General features: G+C 64.7%; 29 protein-coding genes and 1 riboswitch. Of the genes, 9 read left to right on the forward strand and 20 right to left on the reverse strand.

Annotated features, from left to right (window positions below):
- Nucleotides 1-264: 264 nt before the first annotated feature.
- Genes B9A11_RS17525 through B9A11_RS21925 form a run of 4 tightly spaced genes read left to right on the forward strand, consistent with a single transcriptional unit; the run spans nucleotide 265 to nucleotide 3856 of the window.
- Entirely contained in the window at nucleotides 265-1665 is a 1401-nt protein-coding gene (locus B9A11_RS17525; protein ID WP_058249056.1) for a TolC family protein, read from the forward strand.
- Entirely contained in the window at nucleotides 1662-3029 is a 1368-nt protein-coding gene (locus B9A11_RS17530) for a multicopper oxidase family protein (RefSeq protein WP_058249057.1), read from the forward strand. Before B9A11_RS17525 ends, B9A11_RS17530 begins: the two co-directional genes overlap by 4 nt.
- Nucleotides 3030-3055: 26 nt before the next feature.
- On the forward strand, nucleotides 3056-3544 hold the full coding sequence (locus tag B9A11_RS21920; RefSeq protein WP_058249058.1) for a cupredoxin domain-containing protein: 489 nt from the start codon (nucleotides 3056-3058) through the stop codon (nucleotides 3542-3544).
- 24 nt (nucleotides 3545-3568) lie between these two features.
- On the forward strand, nucleotides 3569-3856 hold the full coding sequence (locus B9A11_RS21925) for a copper-binding protein (protein ID WP_058249059.1): 288 nt from the start codon (nucleotides 3569-3571) through the stop codon (nucleotides 3854-3856).
- Between the two features lie 38 nt (nucleotides 3857-3894).
- On the opposite strand, the gene cueR is transcribed toward B9A11_RS21925, so the two are convergent.
- Together cueR and B9A11_RS17550 are read right to left on the reverse strand one after the other, a co-directional pair.
- Nucleotides 3895-4296 carry a Cu(I)-responsive transcriptional regulator gene (cueR, locus tag B9A11_RS17545; RefSeq protein ID WP_058249060.1) on the reverse strand — a complete coding sequence of 134 codons (402 nt, stop codon included), beginning with the start codon at nucleotides 4294-4296 and terminating at the stop codon, nucleotides 3895-3897.
- A gap of 10 nt (nucleotides 4297-4306) precedes the next feature.
- Nucleotides 4307-6814: a heavy metal translocating P-type ATPase gene (locus tag B9A11_RS17550; RefSeq protein ID WP_058249061.1), complete on the reverse strand. Its 2508-nt coding sequence runs from the start codon at nucleotides 6812-6814 to the stop codon at nucleotides 4307-4309.
- A gap of 159 nt (nucleotides 6815-6973) precedes the next feature.
- Between B9A11_RS17550 and B9A11_RS17555 the strand changes: the two genes are divergently transcribed.
- Complete coding sequence (locus B9A11_RS17555; protein WP_058249062.1) at nucleotides 6974-7168, forward strand: heavy-metal-associated domain-containing protein; 195 nt, start codon at nucleotides 6974-6976, stop codon at nucleotides 7166-7168.
- A 40-nt stretch (nucleotides 7169-7208) separates the two neighbouring features.
- Here B9A11_RS17555 and B9A11_RS17560 read toward each other — a convergent pair whose 3' ends face one another.
- The 8 genes from B9A11_RS17560 to B9A11_RS17590 are packed head-to-tail and all read right to left on the reverse strand — an operon-like array spanning nucleotide 7209 to nucleotide 12699.
- On the reverse strand, nucleotides 7209-7940 hold the full coding sequence (locus tag B9A11_RS17560) for a DsbA family protein (protein ID WP_058249063.1): 732 nt from the start codon (nucleotides 7938-7940) through the stop codon (nucleotides 7209-7211).
- A 1-nt stretch (nucleotide 7941) separates the two neighbouring features.
- Nucleotides 7942-8379, reverse strand: a complete 438-nt coding sequence (locus B9A11_RS21220; protein ID WP_106268390.1) for a c-type cytochrome — start codon at nucleotides 8377-8379, stop codon at nucleotides 7942-7944.
- On the reverse strand, nucleotides 8376-9761 hold the full coding sequence (locus B9A11_RS17565) for a multicopper oxidase family protein (RefSeq protein WP_058249065.1): 1386 nt from the start codon (nucleotides 9759-9761) through the stop codon (nucleotides 8376-8378). The genes B9A11_RS21220 and B9A11_RS17565 overlap by 4 nt, the downstream gene beginning before the upstream one ends.
- A gap of 55 nt (nucleotides 9762-9816) precedes the next feature.
- Nucleotides 9817-10722 carry a c-type cytochrome gene (locus tag B9A11_RS17570; protein ID WP_058249066.1) on the reverse strand — a complete coding sequence of 302 codons (906 nt, stop codon included), beginning with the start codon at nucleotides 10720-10722 and terminating at the stop codon, nucleotides 9817-9819.
- A 2-nt stretch (nucleotides 10723-10724) separates the two neighbouring features.
- Complete coding sequence (locus B9A11_RS17575) at nucleotides 10725-11291, reverse strand: c-type cytochrome (RefSeq protein WP_058249067.1); 567 nt, start codon at nucleotides 11289-11291, stop codon at nucleotides 10725-10727.
- 38 nt (nucleotides 11292-11329) lie between these two features.
- Complete coding sequence (locus B9A11_RS17580; protein ID WP_058249068.1) at nucleotides 11330-11644, reverse strand: hypothetical protein; 315 nt, start codon at nucleotides 11642-11644, stop codon at nucleotides 11330-11332.
- Nucleotides 11644-12102: a c-type cytochrome gene (locus B9A11_RS17585; RefSeq protein WP_058249069.1), complete on the reverse strand. Its 459-nt coding sequence runs from the start codon at nucleotides 12100-12102 to the stop codon at nucleotides 11644-11646. The genes B9A11_RS17580 and B9A11_RS17585 overlap by 1 nt, the downstream gene beginning before the upstream one ends.
- Before the next feature lie 24 nt (nucleotides 12103-12126).
- On the reverse strand, nucleotides 12127-12699 hold the full coding sequence (locus B9A11_RS17590; protein WP_058249070.1) for a L,D-transpeptidase: 573 nt from the start codon (nucleotides 12697-12699) through the stop codon (nucleotides 12127-12129).
- A 152-nt stretch (nucleotides 12700-12851) separates the two neighbouring features.
- On the opposite strand from B9A11_RS17590, the gene B9A11_RS17595 reads away from it, so the two are divergent.
- Both B9A11_RS17595 and B9A11_RS17600 read left to right on the forward strand, forming a co-directional pair.
- The gene (locus B9A11_RS17595; protein ID WP_058249071.1) at nucleotides 12852-13124 is read left to right on the forward strand and encodes a DUF2933 domain-containing protein; all 273 of its coding nucleotides are present in this window, start codon (nucleotides 12852-12854) and stop codon (nucleotides 13122-13124) included.
- Between the two features lie 240 nt (nucleotides 13125-13364).
- The gene (locus B9A11_RS17600; protein WP_058249072.1) at nucleotides 13365-15434 is read left to right on the forward strand and encodes a protein-disulfide reductase DsbD family protein; all 2070 of its coding nucleotides are present in this window, start codon (nucleotides 13365-13367) and stop codon (nucleotides 15432-15434) included.
- A gap of 170 nt (nucleotides 15435-15604) precedes the next feature.
- Here the strand turns inward: B9A11_RS17600 and B9A11_RS17605 are convergent, their stop codons facing one another.
- The 4 genes from B9A11_RS17605 to tnpA all read right to left on the reverse strand — a co-directional run bounded on the left by B9A11_RS17605 (nucleotide 15605) and on the right by tnpA (nucleotide 18304).
- Nucleotides 15605-15901, reverse strand: coding sequence for a hypothetical protein (locus B9A11_RS17605; RefSeq protein WP_058249073.1), 297 nt, complete (start codon nucleotides 15899-15901; stop codon nucleotides 15605-15607).
- Nucleotides 15901-17520, reverse strand: a complete 1620-nt coding sequence (gene tnpC, locus B9A11_RS17610; protein ID WP_058249074.1) for an IS66 family transposase — start codon at nucleotides 17518-17520, stop codon at nucleotides 15901-15903. Before tnpC ends, B9A11_RS17605 begins: the two co-directional genes overlap by 1 nt.
- 62 nt (nucleotides 17521-17582) lie before the next feature.
- Nucleotides 17583-17930: an IS66 family insertion sequence element accessory protein TnpB gene (gene tnpB, locus B9A11_RS17615; RefSeq protein WP_058249075.1), complete on the reverse strand. Its 348-nt coding sequence runs from the start codon at nucleotides 17928-17930 to the stop codon at nucleotides 17583-17585.
- Nucleotides 17927-18304 (reverse strand): IS66-like element accessory protein TnpA, encoded by a 378-nt coding sequence (gene tnpA / locus B9A11_RS17620; RefSeq protein WP_200807311.1) that lies wholly within the window; start codon nucleotides 18302-18304, stop codon nucleotides 17927-17929. The genes tnpB and tnpA overlap by 4 nt, the downstream gene beginning before the upstream one ends.
- Nucleotides 18305-18421: 117 nt before the next feature.
- On the opposite strand from tnpA, the gene B9A11_RS17625 reads away from it, so the two are divergent.
- Nucleotides 18422-18934, forward strand: coding sequence for a class I SAM-dependent methyltransferase (locus B9A11_RS17625; protein ID WP_083499941.1), 513 nt, complete (start codon nucleotides 18422-18424; stop codon nucleotides 18932-18934).
- Nucleotides 18935-19157: 223 nt separating this feature from the next.
- Here the strand turns inward: B9A11_RS17625 and B9A11_RS17630 are convergent, their stop codons facing one another.
- Nucleotides 19158-19868 carry a CbtA family protein gene (locus B9A11_RS17630; RefSeq protein WP_058249076.1) on the reverse strand — a complete coding sequence of 237 codons (711 nt, stop codon included), beginning with the start codon at nucleotides 19866-19868 and terminating at the stop codon, nucleotides 19158-19160.
- Nucleotides 19869-19877: 9 nt separating this feature from the next.
- A complete protein-coding gene (locus B9A11_RS17635) occupies nucleotides 19878-20090 on the reverse strand; it encodes a CbtB domain-containing protein (protein ID WP_143595919.1) in 213 nt (70 codons plus the stop codon).
- Nucleotides 20091-20112: 22 nt separating this feature from the next.
- Nucleotides 20113-20244: riboswitch (cobalamin riboswitch) on the reverse strand.
- Here B9A11_RS17635 and B9A11_RS17640 point away from each other — a divergent pair.
- Nucleotides 20230-20823 carry a histidine phosphatase family protein gene (locus B9A11_RS17640; protein WP_159452516.1) on the forward strand — a complete coding sequence of 198 codons (594 nt, stop codon included), beginning with the start codon at nucleotides 20230-20232 and terminating at the stop codon, nucleotides 20821-20823. (Overlaps the previous riboswitch by 15 nt.)
- Here the strand turns inward: B9A11_RS17640 and ccmI are convergent, their stop codons facing one another.
- Genes ccmI through B9A11_RS17660 form a run of 4 tightly spaced genes read right to left on the reverse strand, consistent with a single transcriptional unit; the run spans nucleotide 20824 to nucleotide 24984 of the window.
- A complete protein-coding gene (gene ccmI, locus B9A11_RS17645) occupies nucleotides 20824-21960 on the reverse strand; it encodes a c-type cytochrome biogenesis protein CcmI (RefSeq protein ID WP_058249079.1) in 1137 nt (378 codons plus the stop codon). It lies immediately after the preceding gene.
- The gene (locus tag B9A11_RS17650) at nucleotides 21957-22430 is read right to left on the reverse strand and encodes a cytochrome c-type biogenesis protein (RefSeq protein ID WP_058249080.1); all 474 of its coding nucleotides are present in this window, start codon (nucleotides 22428-22430) and stop codon (nucleotides 21957-21959) included. The genes ccmI and B9A11_RS17650 overlap by 4 nt, the downstream gene beginning before the upstream one ends.
- Nucleotides 22427-22981 (reverse strand): DsbE family thiol:disulfide interchange protein, encoded by a 555-nt coding sequence (locus tag B9A11_RS17655; protein ID WP_058249081.1) that lies wholly within the window; start codon nucleotides 22979-22981, stop codon nucleotides 22427-22429. Before B9A11_RS17655 ends, B9A11_RS17650 begins: the two co-directional genes overlap by 4 nt.
- 8 nt (nucleotides 22982-22989) lie before the next feature.
- A complete protein-coding gene (locus B9A11_RS17660; RefSeq protein WP_058249082.1) occupies nucleotides 22990-24984 on the reverse strand; it encodes a heme lyase CcmF/NrfE family subunit in 1995 nt (664 codons plus the stop codon).

The following is a 24984-nucleotide window of genomic DNA, read 5'->3' on the forward strand; positions in this document are numbered from 1 at the left end:
CCGCGGCGATTCGCCTGCGGATAACTGCATCTGACACGACGAGGGACTACCAGTGAAACTTGCTATTGCGGCTGGATTGCCGCTGCTCGTGGGTGCCTGTGCGGCACTTCCCGAGCTTGACACCGCGCCTGGGTTGACGGCCGCGTCTGTGACGCCGCCTGCGACCATGGCGCAACCTGGACCGAATGTGGCCTATCTTGGCTACCGGCTTCAAGAACCCGCTGACTGGCGCAGCCTGAACGATGCACAGCGGGAGGGCGGCAAATGAAACTGCCGTTGATGCTCGGCGCGGCGCTGCTGGTGGCAGCCTGCGCCAATCCCGCTGTAATCGAGCGCGCAAAGGCCGACCGTGCCGGTTTCGTCAGCGTCGAAGAGGGCGCCCGCAAGGCCGTCGGGGCTGTGCCCGTTTGGAACCAGTCCGCTGCCGATATCGAGGCCACGGAAAGGCGCGTGCACGCCCTGGTCCATGGCAAGACGATCAGCGCCGATACCGCAGTGCAGGTCGCGCTGATCAACAACCGCGCGCTTCAGGCCAGCTTTGCCGAGCTGGGACTGTCTTCGACGGACCTGTGGGAGGTGGCCATGGGCCCGGTGCCCACGCTCGGCGTATCCGTTTCGGGCCTGGCGGGTGACGTGACCCGCACGCTCGAGGCGACCGTGGCGGGCGCGCTTCTGGATCTTGCAACGACCAAGCCGCGTACCCAGCTGGCCGAAGTCCGCTTTCGCCAGGCGGAACTGGCGGCGCTGGCACAAACCATTGACCTTGCCGTGGAAACCCGCCGCGCCTGGATCGAAGCGGTCGGGGCCTTCGAGGCGGCCGCGCTGATCGGACAGACCCACGGCACGGCCGAGGCCGCATCGGAGCTGGCGGTGCAGTTGGGCCGGACCGGCGCCATGAACAAGGCCGACCAGGCGCGCGAACATGCCTTTACCGCAGAACTGGCGGCTGAACGCGCCGCCGCCCGGCTGGAGGCACAGCTGGCCAAGGAAAAGCTGCTGCGCCTGATGGGTCTGTGGGGGAGCGCCACCACCGTCTACGTGCCCGATGCGCTGCCCGCCCTGCCGCGCGGTCCGCGCGCGGCAGGCAACATTGAGCAGCAGGCACTGGCCAACCGCGTCGACCTGGCCGCGGGCAAGCTGGAACTGCAGGCCATCGCCTTGGATTATCGTCTGACCGGCAAGACCCGCATGGTGTCCGACGCGGCGCTGGTCGCCGGGGTCGAGCTGGAGCGCGCGAACGGCGAAACCGAGGCCACGCCCGCGCTGGCGCTGGATTTCGAAATCCCGCTGTATGACACTGGCCCGCTGGTGTCGAAACGCGGCCGCATGGCCTACCTGCAGGCGGCGAACACCCTTGCACAGCAGGCCATCGACGCGCGGTCGGACGCGCGCATGGCCTACAAGGCGGTCACGGGGCGGCACAACATCGCGCGACATTGGCGCGACCAGGTACTGCCGCTGCGCCGCCAGATCGATGAAGAGGCGCTGCTGTCCTACAACGGCATGCTGACCTCTACCTTCGAACTGATCGCCGACGCGCAGGAGGGGCTGGACTCCCGGCTGTCCGCCGCCGAGGCCAAGCGAGACTACTGGCTCGCCGAAACCGAAGCGACCGCCGCGATCTGGGGCGGATCCGTAACCCTGTCCAAAGGAGGGGAAGAATGATGAACCGTCGTCAATTGCTGGGCGCCGGGCTGACCGCCGGTGCCGGTGCCGTGCTGGCCTCGGCCGCCGCCGCGGAAACCCGTTTCCGCGACCTGCCAGAGGCCGCCTTTACCGACATCCCCTACACGCAGGTGCCAGACCGTCCCATGACCGGACTGGATTATAACCCGGTCGTGACGCTGAACGGCTGGTCCCTGCCGTGGCGGATGAACGGCAACGTGAAGGAATTCCACCTCGTCGCCGAGCCGGTCGAGCGCATCATGGCGGATGGCATGATGGCGCGGCTGTGGGGCTATAACGGCCAATCCACCGGCCCCACCATCGAGGCGGTCGAGGGCGAGCGCGTGCGCATCTACGTGACCAACCGCTTGCCGGAACACACATCCGTGCATTGGCACGGGCTGATATTGCCTTCGGGGATGGACGGCGTCGGTGGCCTCAGCCACCCCGCGATCCCGCCGGGCAAGACCTTTGTGTATGAGTTCGACCTGACCAAGTCCGGCACCTTCATGTACCACCCGCATGCGGATGAGATGGTGCAGATGGCCATGGGCATGATGGGCCTGTTCATCGTGCATCCGCGCGACCCGGCCTTCATGCCGGTGGATCGGGATTTTGCGTTTCTGCTGGCGGCCTACGACATCGATCCCGGCACCTACATCCCGCGCGTGGCCGAGATGACCAACTTCAACATGTGGACCTGGAACAGCCGGATTTTCCCTGACATTGATCCCTTGGTGGTGAACAAGGGCGACCGGGTGAGGGTGCGCTGTGGTAACCTGACGATGACCAACCACCCGATCCACATGCACGGCTACGACTTCCATGTCACCTGTACAGATGGCGGCTGGGTGCCCGAAACAGCCCGCTGGCCGGAGGTCAGCATCGACATTCCCGTCGGTGCCATGCGGGCCTATGAATTCGACGCAATCCACGAAGGTGACTGGGCGATCCATTGCCACAAGTCACACCACACGATGAACGCCATGGGCCATGAATTGCCCACGGTGATCGGTGCCGACAAGACCCGACTGACCCAGATGATGCGCCGCCATCAGCCCGGTTACATGCCGATGGGCACCGCCGGAATGGCCGACATGGGCGAGATGTCCATGGAAATCCCCGAGAACACCATCCCGATGATGGCGGGCTGGGGACCCCATGGCCCGCTGGAAATGGGTGGCATGTTCAGTGTCGTGAAGGTCCGCGAGGGCATCGACCGCGACGATTACAGCGATCCCGGCTGGTATCAGAACCCGCCCGGAACCGAAGCCTACGAATGGACGGGCGAGCTGCCCGAACACGCAAGCAACACCAGCCCCAAAACCGTGATCACGCCGCGCGGCGGCGTGCGGCAGGGTTGATGCAAGAGCACAGGAGAAACGCGCTCATGAGAACTGCACTTCTGATACTGGGGCTGGCCATGGCGCCCGCCCTGGCCCCTGTCCCGGGCTTGGCAGACGCCGGACATGGCAGCGGGCAGATGGCCGTCGGCATGCCCGCCATGCACGGCCATGAACCCACCCGCACGATCGACGTCATCATGCGGGAGGATTACGACAAGGACGCGCCTTTCGTCTTTGAACCCTCGGCTGACATGGTCTTTGCGGCGGGTGAAACCGTCCGTCTGCACATCGTCAACATGGGCGAGGAAACCCACGAGTTCGTCATGGACACGATGGCGGAAAACGCCGAGCACAAGGTGTTGATGGCAAAGTTCCCCGAGATGGAACACGACGACCCGAACTCGGTACGACTGGATCCCGGCGAAGAGGCCGACATCCTCTGGACCTTCAACAAAGCGGGCAAGTTCGAATTCGCCTGCCTCCTGCCCGGCCACTACGAGGGCGGCATGCACGGCGCCCTTATCGTCAACTGATCTTCAATCCACAGGAAATCCAAAATGAACAAACTTCTGAAACTGTCCGCCGCCATGATCCTTGCAGCCGGGGCCGCGTTGGCTGAGGGCGACCACCCGATGTCCTCGGGGACCGTAACCAAGATCGACACCAAGTGGAACAAGGTCACAATCGATCACGGCCCGCTGGAAAATCTCGACATGCCCGCCATGAAGATGGTGTTCGATCTGTCTGATCCGACCATGCTCGACGGTTTGAGCGAGGGTGCCAGGATCACCTTCCTTGCAGAGCGGGTGAACGGTAAACTGACCGTCACCGAACTGTCGAAGTGAAACTGCTGCGCGCCCCTGTTGCGGGGCGCGCTTGCACGTCAGGCTTGGTTCGCGTCGCTGCGCGCCAGATCCTGAAGGATCGGGCAGTCGGGGCGGTGATCCCCGGCGCAGGCGTGGATCAGCGTGTCGAGGGTGGCGCGCATGGATTGCAGCTGCGCGATCTTCTCATCGATCTGCCGCAGGTGTTCCTCGGCCACCGCCTTGACCTGCGCACTTTCGCGGTGATCGTCCTCATACAGCGCCATCAGCGTCCGGCAATCCTCGATGGTGAAGCCAAGCGCGCGGGCCCGGCCCAGAAAGGCCAGCTTGTGCAGGTCGCTTTCGCGGAAGCTGCGATAGCCGTTTTCGCTGCGCTGCGGGCGGATCAGCCCGATATCCTCGTAATAGCGGATGGTCTTGGGTGGCAAGCCCGATTGGCGGGCGACGTCTCCGATGTTCATTCTTGCCTCCTTATTCCGCCGGGGCGGCCACGGGCGCCGCGCCGCTGCGGGCCGGATCGGCCCGTTCCGACATCGCGGGCGCGACGCGGCGCAGGCGCAGCGCGTTGGTCAGGACAAGGACCGAGGACAGCGCCATCGCCCCCGCCGCCAGCATCGGCGACAGCAGCACACCCCAGACCGGGTACAGGGCCCCTGCCGCCACCGGGATCAGCGCGGTGTTGTAGGCGAAGGCCCAGAACAGGTTCTCGCGGATGTTGCGCATGGTCCGGGTCGAGACCTCGACCGCGTTGACCACCCCGCGCAGGTCGCCCGACATCAAGACCACATCGGCGGATTCGATGGCCACGTCGGTGCCGGTGCCGATGGCAATGCCCACATCCGCATGGGCCAGCTCGGGGGCATCATTGATGCCATCCCCGACAAAGGCGACGCGGCGGCCTTGGCGCAAGGCCTCCAGCGCGGCGACCTTGCCATCGGGCAGCACCCCGGCGACGACATGATCGATGCCGGTTTCGCGGGCGATGACATCCGCCGTGGCCTGCTTGTCACCAGTAATCATGGCGACGGTCAGCCCCTTGGCGCGCAGGGCGGCGATGGCCGCCTTGCTGGCGGGTTTCACCGGATCGGCCACACCGATCACCGCCGCGACCTGCCCGCCGATGGCGGCGAACAGCGCGGTGCGGCCAGTCTCCGCCAGTTCCGCCTCGCGATCCGCCAAGGCACTGACATCCACACCTTCACGCGTCATCAAGCGGTCGGCACCGATCAACACCTCCCGGCCCTCGACCTCGGCGCGCACACCGTAGCCCGTGACCGAGGCAAACCCCGCGATCTGCGGCAGGGTCATCCCCTCGGCCTGTGCGGCACGCACGATCGCCTCGGCGATCGGGTGCTCGGACTGCGCCTCGACAGCGGCCACCACGGGCAGCACCCCGGCGCGGTCAAAGCCCGGCGCCAGCACGAGGTCCGTCAATTCCGGGCGACCCTCGGTCACGGTGCCGGTCTTGTCCAAAGCCACGACCTGCACGCCATCCAGCGCCTGCAACGCGTCACCCTTGCGAAACAGCACGCCCAGTTCGGCGGCGCGCCCCGTGCCCACCATGATCGAGGTCGGCGTGGCAAGACCCATCGCACAGGGGCAGGCAATAATCAGCACCGACACACCCGCCACCAAAGCCATGGTCAGCGCGGGCTGCGGCCCGACGACCAACCAGACCAGCACGGTCAGCACAGCGACGCTCATGACGGCGGGGACGAACCACAGGGTGATGCGGTCGACCAAGCCCTGAATCGGCAGCTTTGCCCCCTGCGCCTCTTTGACCATGCGGATGATCTGCGCCAGCGTCGTATCCTGCCCGACGCGCCCCGCGCGGACCGTCAGGCTGCCGGTGCCGTTGACCGTGCCGCCGGTCACGCTGTCGCCAATGGCCTTGGCCGCCGGAACCGGCTCTCCGGTGAGCATGCTTTCATCGACACGGCTGGCGCCCTCTGTCACCTCGCCATCGACGGCAATACGCTCGCCCGGGCGGACCAGAACGATGTCCCCTTGCGCCAGTTCCTCGACCGGGATTTCCACGGTCTCGCCGCCGCGCAGCACGCGCGCGGTCTTGACCTGCAACCCCAGCAGTTTCTCGATGGCGGCACCGGTGCGCCCCTTGGCGCGGGCCTCAAGGAACCGGCCCAGCAGGATCAACACGACGATCACCGCCGCTGCCTCGAAATAGACGGCACGCAGGGCGTCGGGCAAAAGCCCCGGCAAGAAGGTCGCCACGACCGAATACATATACGCCGCCCCGGTGCCCACCGCGACAAGGCTGTTCATGTCCGGCGCGCCCTTCAGCAATGCGGGGATGCCCTTGGCGTAGAACATCCGCCCCGGCCCGGCCAGCACGAGGGTCGTCAGCAGGAATTGCAGCACCCAGCTGGTCTGCTGGCCGATGGTGGCGTTGATCCAGTGGTGAAAGGCCGGGAAGACATGCCCGCCCATCTCCACGATGAAGACCGGCAGCGCCAGCGCCGCGGCAAAGGCCATGCGCCGCGACAACGCGCGGGCCTCTTCGGCCTTGCGGGTGCTGCGATCCTCGGTGTCGGTGGCCTCGGCCAGCCGGGCGGGATAGCCCGCCTGCGTGCTGGTCGCGACCAGCTGGGCCGGGGTGACGGCCCCTTCGGCATAGGTGACGGTGGCGGTTTCGGCGGCGAGGTTCACGTTGACCTCCAGCACGCCCGGCACCGCCGCCAGCGCACGATCCACCCGCCCGACACAAGACGCGCAGGACATGGACTCGACGGTCATCGTCACCCGCCCGGTGCGCGCCGGATAGCCCAGATCGGCCAGCGCAGCCACGACCTCGCCCGCGCGGTCGGGGCTGTCCACCTGCATCCGCGCCGATTCAGACGCGAGGTTCACCGACACGTCGCTCACGCCCTCCAGAGTCGACAGTCCGCGATCCACGCGGCCCACGCAGGACGCGCAGGACATGCCTTCGACAGACAGGGTCAGGGGAATCGGGTCCGACATGGGGGGCTCCTTCGCTTTGATCTTGCGGCAGAGATAGGGCTTCCAGTCACTGGAGGGTCAAGGGCCGAAAATAAATTTCTGCGCCGCTCCGACCATCTTGACCTTCCCCCCGCTGGAACCTCTATCTCCCTGTCAGTCAAAATCCGGAAAGGTATGAACATGGACTTCAAGGTTCCCGACATGAGCTGCGGCCACTGCACCTCGGCCATCGAGAAATCGGTCAAATCGGCAGACCCGGCGGCGCAGATCGCCTGCGATCTGGACACCCGCACGGTGCGTATCGACAGCGCGCTCAGCGCCGATCAGCTGTCGGCTGCGATCAAGGACGCCGGATACGAGTCCACCGCAGCCTGAGCGACACCGCTGCCCGCGCATGGACGCGGGCAGCGCACATTCATTCAGCGGCTTGGCGCGCTTCGGCAACCAGCTTGGCCAATTGGTCGGTTTCAACGAAACCGGGCACCAATGCGTCGCCGATCACGAAAGACGGGGTGCCGTTGAACCCAAGCGCCTGCGTCAACTGCATCGAGGTCGCGATATGGTCTTCGACTTCCGGGGCATCCATGTCGGCACGTAATTGCTCGATGTCCAGACCCACCTCTTCGGCCACGCGTAGCACGCTGGCCTCTTCGGCGCGGCCTTCGTTACCCATCATCGCCCAATGGAAGTCTTCGTATTTTCCCTGCTTGCGGGCCGCCAGCGCAGCCTTTGCGGCAAAGACCGAGCCGTCGCCGAGAATCGGCCATTCGCGATAAACCAGACGGATGTTCGGATCCGCGTCGATGAGCGCGCGGACCTCGGGTTTCACGCGGCGGCAATAGGGGCAGTTGTAGTCAAAGAACTCGACCACGGTCACGTCGCCGTCGGGATTGCCCAGCACCGGGGCGTTCGGGTCATTCTCGATCAACTCGCGCTGTGTGTCCAGCGCACGCGCCTGCGCATCGGCCTGCGCGCCCGCCTGACGTTGCTCAAGGATCGCCACCGCTTCCATCACGATTTCCGGGTTCTCGCGTATCGCTTCGAGAACCAGCTCCTTGATCCGCGCCTCGTCGAGATCCTGCGCCAGGGTCGGCAACGGCGTCAGCGCGACCAGCGCCAGAGCAAGTATGGGGGTTTTGAATGTCATGTCAGTTGTCTCCGTTTTCCATGTCGGCCTTGCTGCGTTCGGCCTGCACCTGCTGGGTCCGGTCTGGCCAGGTGGAGCGGATGTAGGCGAGGATGTTCCTGATCTGTTGATCGCTCAGTCGGTCGTCAAAGCCGGGCATGCCGCTATCGAACTCCATGCCCTGCTGTGCCATGAAGCCCTTGCCGCCCAGCTTGGTATAGCCGAACAGCACGCGGTCGCTGTGATGCCAGGTGTGGCCGGTTTCGTCATGCGGCGGGGCAGGCAGTCGGCCATCCGGGCCGGGCGCGCGCCAGTCGGGCTGCCCCTGCAACTCGGCCCCGTGGCAAGAGGCGCAATTCTCGGCATACAAGACCTCGCCTTCGGCGATATCCGGCGTGTCGGCCAATGCGGTCTGCGCCAGAACCAGCGCGGCCCCGATGATGGATACTGACCCCTTCATGTGACCTCCAACCATGTGGTCATGCCGGACGCGGCGTGTTCAAGCATGTGGCAATGGAAGAGCCACTTGCCCGGGTTGTCCGCGACAAAGGCGATTTCCCGGGTCTCGTTCGCGCCGATCAGCAGCGTGTCGCGCATCGATCCTGTCTTACCTTGGGTGACCTCACGGAAGTGCATACCGTGAAGGTGCATGGCGTGGGGAAATACGGTGTCATTGGTGATCGCGACCCGCGCGTGGTCGCCCCGCGACAGCGTCGTCAAGGGCGTGTCGGGCATATTCGCCACGTCGTTCAACGCCCAGAAATAGCCCGCTGCCGCGAGCTGGCGAAAGCCCTTGCGTTCACCGTTCAGCACCGCCGCGTTCATCCGTCCCATCGCGCCGCCCGACATGTACAGCTTGACTGGCGTGGCATTGGCCAGATCGAGCAAATCCATTCGCGGATTGGGTGGCAACGCGGCGGGGGCGGCGCGAGCCACCTGCGCACCCTGCCCCGTCACCGTAAAGGCCACCTGCGGAAAGGGTTCATTGGTATCGACATTCAACAGCGCCGCCGGTTCGCCCTGCGCGGCGGTGATGTCGACGAACAAGTCGATCCGCTGCGCCGGACCCAGCAGGAGCGTGTCCGCGACCGGCTGCGGCTGTGCCAAGGGCATCCCGTCAAGTGCGACGGTCCAGCCCGTCATCCCCTGTAGCCGCAGCGCAAAAATGCGCGCGTTGGCGGCATTGATCAGGCGCAGCCGCAGTCGGTCGTTCCGCTGTGCCGTCAGGGTCAGATTATACTGACCGTTGGTGGTGACGTAGTTCCCGCTTCGCCCGCCGTGGCTCATCATCATCGGCTGGTCAAACGTGTCGGCGATCTGACCGGTTTCAGGGTCGATCAGCCAGTCGTCGAGGATCAGCACCTCGTCGCGATCCACGTCAGGGGCATGAGGCTCTTCGACGATCAACGCACCGCGCAGTCCGCGCGCAACCTGCACGTATGATCGGTTATGCGCGTGATACCAATAAGTTCCGGCATCCGGCACGGTGAAGTCATAATCAAAGGTCTCGCCCGGCCGCACCGCGTCCTGCGTCAGGCCCGACACACCGTCCATGACGTTGTCGATGCGGATGCCATGCCAATGCACGGAGGTGGCCTCGGGCAGGTCATTGACCAGTTGTCGTTGCACGCGCGCGCCTTGCGGCACACGGATCTCGGTGCCGGGGACCGCGCCGTCATAGCCCCAGATGCGCGTCTGCGGGTAACCATTGGGCAGCAGTTGCAGGCTGGCCTCGCGCGTGACCAGAGGTATGGCACCGCTGAGGGACTGCGCCCGCAGTGGCAGGCCCAGACCCGCCGCCGCCCCCGCGAGGGCAAGGAAAGTGCGCCGCGTGTATGTCATACGCTTGTGTCCTTTGCAGGGGACGAGGGCCACCGTGGCCCCCGCCCGTCTCGTGTCAGTCCGTCTGCCCGCCGTCTTCGCCTTGCAGAAGGTAGGTCGCCATGGCGGTCCGGTCCTCGGGTGTCATGAAGCGCGTGTTCTCGCGCACCACTTCGGACATGCTTCCACCAAAGGCATCACCCGAAGGCGTCAACCCGGTTTCCAGCGCATACGCCAGCGCCGAAACCGTCCAGCCGCCCTCTTCCAGCGCCTGCGGTTGAATCGAGGGTGCCTTGCTGCCGCCGGGCAGAGCCGCGTTTCCGGCGAACCGTGCAGCAAGGTCTCGCCCCCCGGCAAGATTGCGGGGGGTATGGCAGGCACCGCAATGGGCTGGGCCGCGGACCAGTTCCCGTCCCCGGTTCCATGCGTCGCTGCGGCCCTCGACCGGCCGGGTGTCCGGGTCGTGGAGAAAGGCCGCGCGCCACAGTTTCAGCCCCCAACGCTGATCGAAGGGGAACCCCACCACATGATCGGGCGCAGGGTCTGCAACGGGCGGCACCGTCTGGAACGCCGCCCAGAGATCGGCGATGTCCTGATCGGTGAAGTCCGCGTAAAACGCATAGGGAAAGGCCGGATAATACGGGGTTCCGTTTGGCCCGACCCCCTGCCGGACCGCCCTTGCGAATTGCTCGACCGTCCAGTTGCCAAGGCCACTGACCGGGTCAGTGGTCAGATTTGGCGGGTGGAACGTGCCAAAAGGCGTATCCAGCGGCGCGCCGCCCGCAAGAGGCGCACCGCCTGCCTCGAAATTCGAGTGGCAAGAGATGCAGCCGCTGGCCCGTGCGAGATAGGCACCGCGATCAACATTGCCTGACAAGGTGATCGGGACGGTGGCAGCGCCGACCGGCCAGACGACCAGCGACACCACCCCCGCAAGCGCGACCGTGCCCAGCACCGCCGCGCCCATAAGGATGCGACGCATGGTCAGTCATCCTCGGCGCGGAAGCGCGCATGGCAGGCGGAACAGACCTGCGTGGTCATGTTGAAGGCCGCATCGGCGGGCATGGCACCGATGGCCTCAGCGCTCATCATGTCGGCTGAGTCGCCCATCATGGACCCGCCCCCCATCATGCTGCTCCCGCCCATCATGGCACCAGCGCCCATGCTGCCATCGCTTCCCAGACCGTTGGCCGCCGCCAATTCCAGCCCGCGCGCATAGGTTTCCAACTGGTCAGCCAGATCAGTGAAGCGGGCCCAGTCCTGCCAGATCTCATCCTTGGCCTCCGACGGGGCACCGCCGCTGCCTTCGGGGAATTGCTCTGTCAGGGCTTTGCCGGCATGGGCCTGAAAGGTGAGGGCGGCGGCGCGCAGGGCCTCCGCGTTATAGGCCGTTTCGCCGCGCATCATGGGAGTGACGGTTTTCACCGCCTTTCCCATCGCCATCATGGCCTCCATGCGTTCCTTGACGATGCCTGTGGCGCTGCCATGGGCAAGTGCGGTCACGGTGGTGCCGGCAATCAGGATGGCGGCGGTCAAAGTCGTTTTTTTCATAGTCTCATGTCTCCGTTGATCGTTTTTCAGCTGAGTCATCAGACACGATATCGCGGCGGGGGTGGATCATCGGTAAAGCGCCAACCCTCGTCCAACCGAGCCTCCGAAAGCCGTGGCGTGTCGAGCCGAACAGGTGTGACCTCCGGCATATGAAGCGCAAGGAAGATCACCGCAGGGGCGCAGTCGATACCGGGGTGGCAATGGCCCTGTGCCTCGGAATCATGCACATGGTCCTCGACGGAGGCGATCCGGCGGCTTTCGGGATGCGGGTCGAACTCGGTCACGCCAAGCGACGCCAGCACCATCGTGCAGAGCAACACCAGACACAGCCGAAGTCCCACCCGAACCCGCATCAGTTGATCCCGTTCGCCCGCTGCAATTCCCGCACATAGGCGACGATCATCTTGACGTCGCCGTCGGTCACGCCGTCGATTTTCGGCATGTTGCCGAAGTTCCAGTGATGAGATTGCACGCCGTTCTTGGCTGCCATGAGAAAGGCCATGTCGCCATGATGGTTCGGCTCGTAGATCTTGTGGACCAGCGGCGGCGCGATGCCGTTCTGTCCTGCGGCGTTATCGCCATGACACTTGGCGCAGGCCGCTTCGAACATGGTCTTGCCCAGCTTTGCACTGGCCGACAGGTCATCGGGAAGAGAGACCTCGGCAATGGGCGCACCTTCAGCAATATTGCTGGTGTCCGGCGGCACCATCGAATGCCCTTGCGGCGCGTCCTGCGCGCCAAACACCTGCCATCCCAGTGCCGCGACACCACCGATCAGAACGACCCCGATCAGGCCCGTCAACTTGTCCATCTTGTCTGTCCTGCTTGTTTGATTTCAGATCAGTTTGACCTGTGTGCCAAGCGGCGCGCGGTCGTAGACCTCTTCGATCTGTCGGTTGTAGAGACCAATGCAACCGTTCGAGGACTTGCGTCCGATCTTGCGCGTGTCCTGCGTTCCGTGGATCCGGTAGTAGGTCCATGACAGGTATAGCGCCCGTGTTCCCAGGGGATTGGTCGGGTCGCCGCCCTCGACATATGCGGGCCATTCCGGGTTGCGTTCGCGCATCGACGGGGTCGGCGCCCAGCCGGGATTCTTGCGTTTTTCGACGACTTCGGTGTAGCCACGCTTGGTCAGTTCATCCGTCAGCGGAACCGATGTCGGATAGATCCGCATTTCACCCTCTGCAGTCCAGTGCTGCAGCATCTTGCTGGCGGTGTCGGCGATGATGATGCCCTTGCCAAGGTTATCGAAATGGTCATGCCAGTCATGGGTCCGAAATGCCGAGATGTTGCGCCGTTGCACATCCCCGGCGGCGCGCAGGATGCCCGGCGCTCCGATCAGACCGGCAGAGGCCATGGCCGCGCGCAGAACGGCGCGACGCGTCTGTTTCTGTCTGGTCATGGTCATACCCTCCGTCAACTTTGGCAATGATAGATACAGGCCGGGCCGCACACATCAATCGCAGCAGGGCCAGAGAAATGTATCTGTTTGTATCCTTGACCTTCCGCTGCCGGAGGGTGGCATAACCGCCATCGACGACACCGCGAAAGGATTGGGCGATGAAGGATGACAGGCACTCTGCCAGGGGCGCAGGAAAGCTGATGCATTGGGGCATGATGGCCTGCTGCGCCGTGATGCTGCTGCCGATCGCCGGATATTTCATCGGCGGCGGCACATTGTCGGGGCTGGGATCGAATGCACTGGCCTTTGCGCCGCTGGTGCTATGCGTCGGTGCGCACCTTGTCATGCACAAGATGATGGGCAAATCGTGCCACAGCCACGACACTGCCAAATCCGAGGCGCGCTCGGAGCGCCGCCCCGAGGAGGCCTGAAGGACTTGACCCCTCGCGTCTTTGTGCTTGGGGCAATGGCGGTTGTGTCGGGCTGTTCTGCCACGCTCAGTGACTGCTTCCGTTCGCCCTCAGCCCTGTCGACGCAGGGTGGAGATACGGTCGCGGCCTTGCTTCCCCCTGGCTGCGAGATCGTGGACGGATCGTCGCCCGGCGTTGCACAACTGCGTTGCGCAGATGGCCGGACAGGATTCGTTCTGAACACGGGAAACTGACGTGACCATGCTGCGCCGGAAGACGTATTTTGTCGGGTTTCTGACCGCCCTGTCGCTGATTGCGAGCGGGGCCTTGGCCGCCACGTCGGACGTTTATCGTTCGACCCCTGTCATTGCCCGGCTCATCACCGCGCAAAACGGTGTGGCGCCGGGATCACGCAGCTTGGCCGCCGGGTTGGACCTGACCATATCCGAGGGATGGAAGACCTATTGGCGCACGCCGGGAGAGGTCGGCACACCGCCCCGGGTCGACTGGTCCGGCTCGACCAACATCGCCGAAGTCGATTTTCAATGGCCTGCACCGGAACGCTTCACCGCCTTCGGCATCCAGAATTTCGGCTATCATGGAGAGGTTGTGTTCCCCTTGCGGATCACGCTGAAACAGCCCGGCACCGCGGCCCGGCTGCACGCGGCCGTGTCGCTGCTGGTATGCTCCGACATCTGCGTGCCTGAGGATTTCGTCCTGACGCTCGACCTGCCGCCGGGCAGCGGCATCGACCAGACCTCTGCCGACAGGATTGCGCGTTTCGTGGACAAGGTCCCGCAAATGGCCCCCGTTCCGCGCATCACCTCGGCGCAATTCCATGTGGATGACGCGGCCCGCAGCCTGACCGTCGCGCTGCGCAGCACCAAGGCCTTCGACGCGCCCGACATCTTCCCCGAGGCCGGTGACGGCGTCACCTTCGGTGCACCCGACATTCGGCTGGGCGAAGACGGACGCCTGCTTTGGGCGCGGCTCCCGATCCTGTCCTCTGGCCCGCCCGAGACACCGCGTATCACAGTGACCGACGGGGACACCCGCGCCTTTACGGTGCCAGCCACAAAGGTGGCAAGCGCCCCTGCCCCGCCCTTTCGTCTGGCAACGCGGAGGACCGGGGCGGGGATGCTGGCCGGGATCGCCGCGCTTGCCTTCCTTGGCGGTCTGATCCTGAACGTTATGCCCTGCGTGCTGCCCGTCCTGTCGATCAAGTTCTCGTCTGTCCTGCGCCACGGCTCAGAGGATCGCCCGCGCATCCGCCGCGGTTTTCTTGCCGCCGCCGCCGGGGTCCTCACCTTCATGTGGGCGCTTGCGGCGGTACTCTACGGATTGAAATGGGCGGGTGTGTCCGTGGGTTGGGGTCTGCAATTCCAGAACCCGGTCTTCCTTGCAGGTCTGATCGTCGTGATGACGGTTTTTTCCGGCAACCTGCTGGGCGCGTTCGAGATTTCCTTGCCGTCCAGGCTCCAGACATGGATGGCCAATAACGGCGGCGGAGATTTTGCCACAGGCCTTTTCGCGGCGGTCATGGCCACGCCCTGTTCCGCGCCGCTGCTGGGCACCGCCATAGCCTTTGCGCTGGCCGGTCGGGGTCTCGATATCGCCGTGATCTTTACCGCGCTGGGGCTGGGGCTGGCTCTGCCATACCTGCTGGTCGCGGCGTGGCCAGGAGTGGTGACGTGCCTGCCGAAGCCCGGGCGCTGGATGCTGCTGGTCAAGGTGGTTCTGGGGCTGATGCTGTTGGCCACGCTCGGGTGGCTGGTCTGGGTCATGAGCGGTGTCGCCGGGCCGTGGACTGCGCTCATCGTGCTGGCATTGGCGCTGTCGGTGACCGGGTTGCTGTCGCTCAGCCGCCTGTCACCGGGTCCGCGCCTGTCTGGCGCGGCGCTTCTGGTCGCTGTGACGTTGGTGGCCGCTCCCTTCGTGTCCACGCCCGCCGCCTCCCCCGCGCCGGACGGCAGCGCGCTGGCTTGGCAAAGCTTTGCCCGCGCCGAGATCGCGCGGCAGGTGTCGGGCGGGCAGGTCGTCTTTGTCGATGTCACTGCGGATTGGTGCCTGACCTGCAAGGCCAACAAAGCCCTGGTGCTGGAACGCGACCCGGTGCGCACGGCGCTGTCCGCTGACGGCATCACCCTCATGCAGGCCGACTGGACGCGCCCGGACGAGTCGATTGCGCGCTATCTCGAAAGCTTCGACCGTTACGGCATCCCCTTCAACGTCGTCTATGGACCGGGCGCGCCAGAGGGTATCGTCCTGTCGGAAATCCTGACGGACCGATCCGTGCTGAAGGCTCTCGATCGGGCAACCTTGCCGAACTGACATTTAAACATAATGTATATGGAATATGTTGGACCTTTAGTTGGTCTGCAGATCCGCGTCAGTGGGCATGGCCATGTCAGTCGATCGAAAAGAACACTGGGACACCGTCTACGGCAAGACGCCCGAGACCAGCCTGAGCTGGCATCAGGACGATCGTAAGCGCCCGATAGCTACCGCAGTGGAATGTTCTTGACGCGTTCGATGATGTCGGGGTCGTCCACGAAGTCCTCGAGGAAGCTATGCCATTGCTCGATCGAGACCCGGGCAGACATGAGCATGTCCCGAAGTTCGTCGATACCGTCATCCGTGAGGGCAGTCTGGTAGTTGTCCTGACCGACTTGGACGCTAACGATATTGCCGTAGGTGAGGTTGTCATCGTTGCTGACGATGGCTTCGAGAAGGTCCAACTCCTCTCCGAGCAGGCTGGCAACGTGGCTGAGCAAGCAGACATAGGTTGTCTCAGCCATCAGGCGGCCTCGCTCTCAAGCTGGCTTCTCGGCTGCCAATTCCATGGGAGCAGTTCGTCGAGCCGGTTGATCTTGTGATCGTGGATGCGGTCGAGGACGTCGGCTAGCCAGGCCTGCGGGTCCAGTTCGCTCATCTTGGCGGTCTCGATCAACGTCATGGCCCGGGCGAGGGTCTCGCCACCGCTGTCGGAGCCGGCGAACAGCCAGTTGCGGCGCCCGATCCCGATTGGGCGCATGGCGCGCTCGGCCGGGTTGTTGTCGATGCCGATGCGCCCGTCCTCGAGATAGAGCTCGAAGGAGTGCCAACGGGAGAGCCCATAGCGGAAGGCCTTGGCAAGATCGCCCTTGCCTGGGATGCGCACGAGTTGCGCCTCGGCCCACGCCTTGAAGGCGTCGACCTTGGGCCTGGAGTGCTGTTGCCGCGCCGCCTTGCGCAGTCCGGCGGGTTGACCGGCGATCTGCCGTTCGACGTCGTAGAGCTTCCCGATCCGATCGAGCGCCTCGCGTGCGATCTCCGACCTGGTTGTCTCCCAGACATCGTGGAAGTCGCGTCGCAGATGGGCCCAGCAGGCCGCCTCCCTGAACTGGCTACTGCCGTCCGCCCGCGGCTCATAGAGCTGGGCAAAGCCTGCGTAGGCATCGGCCTGCAGGATGCCGCTGCTGGCGTGCAGGTGCTGCCGGGGATGCTCCCCTTTCCGGTCCGGCGAGAAGCGGTAGACCACACCAGGCGGTGCGCTGCCGGCCCAGGGCCTCTGATCTGAGACATAGGCCCAGACCCGACCTTGCTTGACCCCTTTGCCGAGGCCGCGGTCCCGGCGTGACCGGTCCAATACGCGGATCGGAGTGTCGTCTGCATGGAGGATCGGCGCGGCCATGATCTCGGCCTCGATCCTTTCGATGACCGGTTCGAGCACCTTCATGGCCCGGCCGCACCAGTCCAGCAACGTGCTGTCCGGCACTTCGGCGCCCATGCGGGCATAAATCTCGTTGAGGCGATAGAGCGGAACGTGATCATCGAACTTCGAGACCAGGACATGGGCCAGAAGGCCTGGCCCAGCCATGCTGCCGGGGATCGGGCGGCTCGGGGCGGCAGGCTGAACCATCTTCTCGCAGCGGCGGCACGACTTCTTCACCCGTGCGATCTGGATCACCTTCATCTGCGCGGCAACCATGTCGAGCAACTCGCTGACATCTTCTCCTACCACGCGCAGCTCGCCCCCGCACTCCGGGCAGCAGGTGCCGGGATCGAGTTCGCGGCGTTCGCGGGGTGTCCCATCCGATACCCGCGGCCTGCGGCGGGGTTTCACCTCGGCGGCTTCGGGCACCATGTCGAGAGGGCCCGCATCCTCATCTTCGATCGGTTCGCTGCGCTGCTCGGCCGCCGCGATCAACAGGTCTTCCAGCGCGAGCTCGAGCTGGGCAATCTCCCGTTCGATCTTTTCCGACGACTTGCCGAACGCCTGTTTCTGCAGTTTCGCAATCCTCAGCCGCAGCGTCTGGACCAGGTGTTCATGAGCCTGCAGCGTGACCGACATGCGGACATTCTCCGCCTGGAGGGCGGCGATCATCGCCTTCAGAACAGCGGGATCGTTGGAGAGGATATCGGCGTCATCAGACATGCCGACAGATACCACGCGGCGCCCATAATAGCCAACAAAACAAGGGACTTCAGGGAGACAATCTATCCCACGCGCGCAGGTGGCGCGCCCCAGTCCGGACGGCGCCAATCGATCCCTTCCCACAGCATGGCCAGCTGAGCCGAGGTAAGCCGGGCAACGCCGCCTTCGGTGCTCGGCCACGGGAAGCGCCCGCGTTCCAGAACCTTGTAGTAAAGGCAGAAGCCCTGACCATCCCAATAGAGCAGCTTGAGCCGGTCGCCCCGGCGCCCCCGGAACGCGAAGACCGCGCCGCTTGCAGGCTTCTGACGCAGAACGTCCTGTGCCATGGCGGATAGGCCAGAAATGCCCTTCCTCATATCTGTGGCGCCGCAGGCAAGGTAGACCCGCACGCCCGTTCCCGGGCCGATCATGCCGCCTCGATGGCCCGGATCAGCCGCGTCAGAGCTTCTCCGTCCATGCTGCTGTCGAACCTCAAGCATCTCCCGTTGGTCAACCGCAACTCCACCGGAACCGATCTGGTCGGCGTGGGCGCTGGAGCCGCCGACTCCGGGAAATCGACGGGAAGGAAGTAAGCGCCGTGACCGGGCGACCAGAGACCCTTTTGCTTCAGGTCCCGCCGCCAACCGTAAATCTGAGAGCGTGTCACCTCGTAGCGCTGAGCGACCTGGGTCACCGTCGCCCCGTCAGCACCAGCCGCCAGCACGATCTCGAGCTTTGCGTCGTCACTCCACCGTCGGCGTCGCTCAACGCCCAGAACTTCGCCCAGCATGACCCCTCCATCCAAGACACGTCGCAAAGGACGTCGTTAAGCACGTGTCTTAGATCAGGTCGCTTCCAACCGGCAGGCGGCCTCAACCGGTCGGTTACGGACGATCCGACAGTTTCGCTCGACCTAATTCGGATGGCCGGAATTCCCAGAGGCGCGTCGGTGATCGACATAGGCGGCGGCATGTCCCGTTTCACGGACGCCGTGCTGGCGATGGGGCTGCGCGACGTGACGATTTTGGACCTGTCGCAAGTGGCCTTGGATGCCGCGCGAGACCGGCTGGGGCCCGCAGGGGGCAGCTTGACCTGGCTGTGTAAAGACATCACCACCTGGTCGCCGACGCGACAGTACGACCTGTGGCATGACAGGGCGGTATTCCACTTTCTCACCGACCCCGCCGACAGAGCCGCCTATATCGAGAGCTTGACACGCGCCGTCCGGATCGATGGCCATGCCATCATAGCCACTTTTGCGCCGGACGGACCGGATCGGTGCAGCGGCCTGCCGGTCGTCCGCTACAGCCCCGAGAATATCGCGGTGCTTTTGGCAGACAGTTTCGCGCCGGTGGCGCATCGCCGCCACCTCCACCAAACCCCGAAAGGCGCGGAGCAAGCTTTTCAATTTAGCCTGATCCGTCGGGTCGGCTGACCTCAGTCTCCCCCGAGTTGCGCCAGTATTGCCTGAACCTCTGCCTTGCGCGCAAACCACGCGTCTTGGCCAGTCGCGCGTGCGGACGGCCAGTTGCGGCCCTGACATCGGGAAACAACTCGCTGATCTGGCAACGCTTTGGTCGCGCCGGAATTCCGCCGCAAGCACCGAACGTGAAGGTTACTTTCTGAACGTCACCGTGCCGATATCTGTACACCTCCCGTCAAATGGATTGGCCGAACCGTTCGACCAGCCAGCCAAAGGCGATCCCCGTGCTGGCCCACAGCGTTGCCTGCACCGCCAATGTCGATGCCCGGAACTGCCAGAGCAGATCGCGCGGAAAGGCCGGGTCCACCTCGTGGAACGAGGGCAACAGGATCGCTGCCCCGGACATGACCCCTGCGTAGATCCCCGCCCCGATCAGCATCTTGCGTCGTCGCGAAGCGATCCCTTTCACCGCCGAGACAGCCAGCCCGAGCGTTGCCAGCGACAGGGCCAGAAAGGCGAAATAGGCCAGGGTGCGCGCCCCGATCGTTTCGGGGTTGCCCACTGCCGGCGGATTTCCCGGAAATTTCAGCATGGGAACGACGATCACCGCGGCGAACCCCAACGACGTGATCCAGCCCACCGTGGCCCGTGTCGATCCATGCAGGAACCGCCCCCGCGCCACGGCATAGCTGATTGCCAGGATCCCGCCCAAGGCCACGCCCACGGCGGCGAGACCGACGAACAATCCCGGACCAGCCTGCAATCGGCGCGACATGCCGCCGGTGTCGGAATGATCCGGCGTATCTGCCGCGTGTGTGTGGCTGTCGGTGGTTTCCAGCGCGATGGCCGCGTCCAGCGCAGGCTCACCAACCAGTCGCGCCACGCCGAACGTCACCACGGATGCCAACAGCCCGGCCAGAAGGCCGAGCACAAGAAGACGAGTCATCGCTGTAACTTAGTGGCAGGGAAAGCCAAGAAGATGGCGCGCATCGTGCACGAATTCATGCACGTCGGTCCCGGCGATAACAGACCATGCGCCCTGCTCTGCACCGACGAAATAGACCACCAGGACAGCCAACAGCGAGGCCAGGATCGCCCAAGGGGCAATGTCCCCCATAGGGATGGCGGGAAGAGCGCTCGAAACGGCGGGACGGGTTGCGACAGTCATTTGGTACTCCTTCTGATGACGCGTCATGAGTATTTTCCAGGGATCCGTGTCTGACTTACGCTTGCGCGATCACAGTGGCGCGACCGTTCCGGATTTTCACCGGCTTCCGTATTTCCCTGTGTCTGATCGATAGGCCAGAATGCCTCGAGCTGCCAACATTTTCTTGCCTCGCCTGTACGAAAGCCCCCCCATGCGCCTGATCCTCGTTGCCGCGCCCATGTCTGCGCATCACCCCTTTCGCCTTGCCGCGGATATGAGCGCTGCGCAGGTACAGCGGGCACGTACCCTCTCTGGCCGGCTTGGGGGCAGTGCTTGCCAGACCGCGCCAGGGACCGGTGTCTTGGCCTTGGAGCTTGGATTGCAGCCAAACGACTGCGCGGCGCTCGGCGCGCAGGATTTCGGGCACTGGACAGACATGACCCTGGACGAAGTCGCCGCCACCGATCCCGAGGCACTGTCACTGTGGACCCGTGACCCCGAAGCTCGCCCCGGCGGGGGTACCTCCCTGACAGACCTCTGCGCGACCGTACGACCCTGGCTGGACCAGATGGCGGCCTCGTCGGCAGATCGTGTGGTGGCTCTGGCGGCCCCGCCCGTGCTGCGCGGAGTCATTGTCAGCGCGCTGGACCTGCCGCCTATTGCCGGGTTCCGGCTGGATATCCATCCTCTCGCCCCGATCCACCTGGTACACGACGGTCAACGATGGACATGGCGGCCCGGTAACCCGGACTGATCACGGGTTTTCCAGACGTGCGATGCTTGCCCTGACCTCTGCCTTGCGCGCATCGCCCTCGGGCAACAGCGCATCCGCGCGAAGGTAAGCGTCCCGCGCCTTGTCCATCTCTTGGAGCACGCCATAGGCATTCGCCAGCCTGAGCCATCCGTTCACGTCATCCGGTTCATCCTCAAGCCGCGTCGCCAGACGATCCACCATGGACCGTATGAAAACCGCCCTGTCGCCTTCGCTCATCTCCTGTGCGGCGGCGACATCGGCGGCACTGGGGCTGCGGGCAACAGGCGCACGCGACGCGATGGGCGCCCGGCCGAGTGTTTGTGCGAATGCATTCGCCTGCGCAATATAGGTGTCCATCCAGGGCTGGTAGCCCGGCGTCTCGGCCAGTCGCGCCGTCAGGCGGTCATGAGCTGCCCCGACCTCTCCTGCCTGCGCGTCCGCGATCGCAAGGTAGAACGCCGCCGCCGGGTTCGAGAGGTCCAGCGTCAGCGCCCTGTTCAAAGCGGTCACCGCGTCCGGCGTGACGGTTCCGTCATTGGCCCGGATCATCGCCTCGGCCAGCATCGACCATGTCGCCGAAACCGCGTCGTCACGGCCAGAGGCCGTCCGGAAGGCGGTAACGGCTTCGTCGAATTGTCCCATGCGCGCATAGGTCTGGCCCAACAACATCCAGCCATCGGTCGGGCCGCCGTCGGGATCGGCCCTCAGCCTTTCGCGCAATTGCCCAGCCAAATCGGCGATCCGTCGCGTGTCGGCGCGCTCGTCGGCGCGGTCGGCGAAGGCCACAGCCGGCACGTCGGGCGCACCGGCGAACGAATAGTAGCCAAAGGCCATGGCCGGGACAAACACCGCCGCGAGGATCAGCGCGCCGCGCCCGCCTGTCGTCGTGACGGTCTGCCGATCAGCGCGCCGCAGCACCTGCGCCATGCGGCGGCGGATTTCCTGCCTTGCGGCCTCTGCTTCGGGTGCAGAGACCAGCCCCCGCGCCATGTCGCGGTCGATTTCTTCGAGCTGGTCGACCAGAACCGCCGGCACGGCGTCGGCGCGCAAGACCGGTGCCATGCCTGCCCGGCGCATCGGAAACAGCGCGATGGTCAGACCAGCAATCGCCATGATGGCGAAAATACCCCAGATCATTCCGATCCTCCCTGTTTGTATCGGTCCATGGCCGCTGCAATGCGCGCCTCGTCTTCGGGATCGAGCGCCGCGTCGGTGCGTCGGCGTCGGGCCCGCGAAAGACTGAGCCCCCCGGTCAGCACCGCTGCAAAAATCAGGACCAGCGGCGCAAGCCAAAGCACCACGGTCCGACGTGTGAACGGCGGTTTCAACAGGACGAAATCTCCGTAGCGCGCGTGGATGTAGTCGACCACTTCCGCATTGCTGTCGCCCGCGGTCAGCCGTTCACGTACGAGCAGCCGCAAATCCCGCGCCACCCCGGCGTTGGAACTGTCGATGTCCTGGTTCTGGCAAACCACGCAGCGCAGCTGCTTGGAGATCACGCGGGCGCGCGCCTCAAGCGCCGGGTCGGCCAGGATCTCGTCCGGCTCTACAGCCTGCGCGAGCATGGGCAAGACAGCCAACAGAACGGCGAGCACCACCGCCCTCATGACAGGCCGCCTTGCGCCTGCTGCAACGCGAGCGTGAATTTTGCCACGGCGTCCTCGCCCACGATCGGCCCGACATAGCGATACAGAACCGTTCCGTCTCCGCCGACGATGAAGGTTTCCGGAACGCCGGAAATGCCCCATTCGATACCCGCCCGACCATCGAGGTCAGAGCCGATGGCACTGTACGGGTTGCCCAACTCGGCGAGCCAACGCAGGGCGTCCTCGGGCTTGTCCTTGTAGTTGATGCCCAGAAGGCGCACCCCGTCCCGTTCGACGAACCGCGACAGGACCGCATGTTCGGCCTTGCACGGCACGCACCACGAGGCAAAGACATTGACCACCACGGGGCCGGGATTGCCCGACAGGTCCGCTGTTGCAAGGCCCGGCACGTCGAGTCCTGGGACCGGGTCCAGCGCAAACTCCGGCACCGGGTGCGAGATCAGAACCGAGGGGATATCATTTGGGTCACGCTCAGGGTCCAGTCCCCAAAGGAAAAAGGCCCCGAGGATGGCCGCCAACACCAACGGCAGCCCGGCTAACATGCGTTTCATGGTCACTCCTATTCGGCGGGCTGGGGTTGCGGTCGGCGCGCCCGCCGTGGCGCCCCGACGCGCAGGCGACGGTCCGATAGCGACAGCGCGCCACCCAGCACCAGCAGGCCCGCACCAATCCACAGCAGGTTCACCAGCGGTTCGTACAGGATGCGCAGGGTCCACGCCCCGCCCTTGGCCGCCGTGTCCGAGGCCGGTTCCGTGATCGAGGCGTAGAGATCCCCTGCCAGGGTCGAGCGGATCGCGGATTCCGTTGTCGTCGACCGGGCCACGGGATAGCTGCGCCGTTCGGGGAACAAAGTCGTCACGTAGCTGCCATTGCGCCAAACCTTCAACCGGCCCTGATCGGCCAGATAATTCGGCCCGCGACGCTTCTCGACCCCCTCGAACAGGACCTCGAACCCGGCAATCTCGATGCGGTCCCCAGGTCGGACAAAGGCTATTTCTTCGCTCTTCCAGGCGCTTGACCCGACCATGCCCAGTATGACCACCGCCAGCCCGGCATGAGCCAGCGTCATGCCATGCGACGCCCGTGGTAGTGCGCGGGCGCGGCGGGCCGATTCGGACAGCGGTGCGTCGAACAGCTTGATCCGCAGCGCCCATTCCCGAAGCGTCGCAAACAGCAGCCAGAGCGCTGCGGCAACCGCGACATAGGCCAACACAGGCGCACCGGTCTGAACATACCAAAGCATCAGAGTCGCAGCGAGGCACAGCAGCGCCACGAAGCGCACCCGTTGGAGCACCCCGCCAATATCGGCGCGCTTCCACGACAGGAACGGCCCGATCCCCATGAACAGCACGAGGACCAGCATCATCGGGACGAAAGCGGCGTTGAAGAACGGTGGTCCGACCGAAATCTTGTCGCCGGTCAACGCCTCCAGCAGCAGCGGGTAGAGCGTTCCGAACAGCACCGTCCCGGTCGCCGCCGCGAGGATCAGATTGTTGAGCAGCAGGCCTGCCTCTCGGCTGACGGGCCGGAACAGGCCGCCGCCCTCCATCTCGGGGGCCCGCCACGCATAAAGCGCCAACGACCCGCCGATGGACAGGCCCAACAGCCCGAGGATGTACAGCCCGCGCTCTGGATCGACGGCAAACGCATGAACCGAGGTCAGCAGCCCCGAACGCACGATGAAGGTGCCCAGCAGCGACAACGAAAATGTCAGGATCGCCAGCAGGATCGTCCAGCTTTTGAAGGCGTCGCGCTTTTCCGTGACGATGGCGGAATGCAGCAGCGCCGTTCCCATTAGCCACGGCATGAAGCTGACATTCTCCACCGGGTCCCAGAACCACCAGCCGCCCCAGCCCAACTCGTAATAAGCCCACCACGATCCCAGCGCGATCCCGGCTGTCAGGCTCATCCACGCAGCCAGCGTCCACGGCCGCACCCAGCGCGCCCAGGCGGCATCGACCCTCCCTTCGAGCAAGGCCGCAACCGCAAAGGAAAACACGATGGAAAAGCCTACATACCCGAAATACAGCAGCGGCGGATGCATGGCGAGACCAACGTCCTGCAACAGCGGGTTCAGGTCATTGCCATTCGCGGGCGGCGGAAAGACCCGTTCGAACGGGTTCGAGGTGAACAGCAGGAAGCTCAGGAAACCGACGCTGATCCAGGCCTGCACCGACAGGACGCGCGCCTTGGTGGCGGCGGGGATGTTCGATCCGAACAAGGCCACGCCCGCGCCGAACACCGCAAGGATCAGCACCCACAACAGCAGCGAGCCTTCGTGGCTGCCCCATGTGCCGGCGATCTTGAACAGCATCGGTTTCAGCGAATGGGAATTCTCAACCACGTTCAGCACGGTAAAGTCGCTGACCACGAAAGAGCGCATCAAGGCGGCAAAGGCCAACCCGACAAAAACCACCTGCCCCATGGCCGAGGATTGCGCGGATTGCATCCACACGACGTTGCCGCGCGACGCGCCCAGAATAGGCAACACGCTCTGAACAATGGCCAAGGCCAGCGCCAATGCCAGTGAGAAATGTCCGATTTCCGGGATCAT

The organism is Tropicibacter naphthalenivorans, assembly GCF_900176475.1.
Taxonomy (GTDB): domain Bacteria; phylum Pseudomonadota; class Alphaproteobacteria; order Rhodobacterales; family Rhodobacteraceae; genus Tropicibacter; species Tropicibacter naphthalenivorans.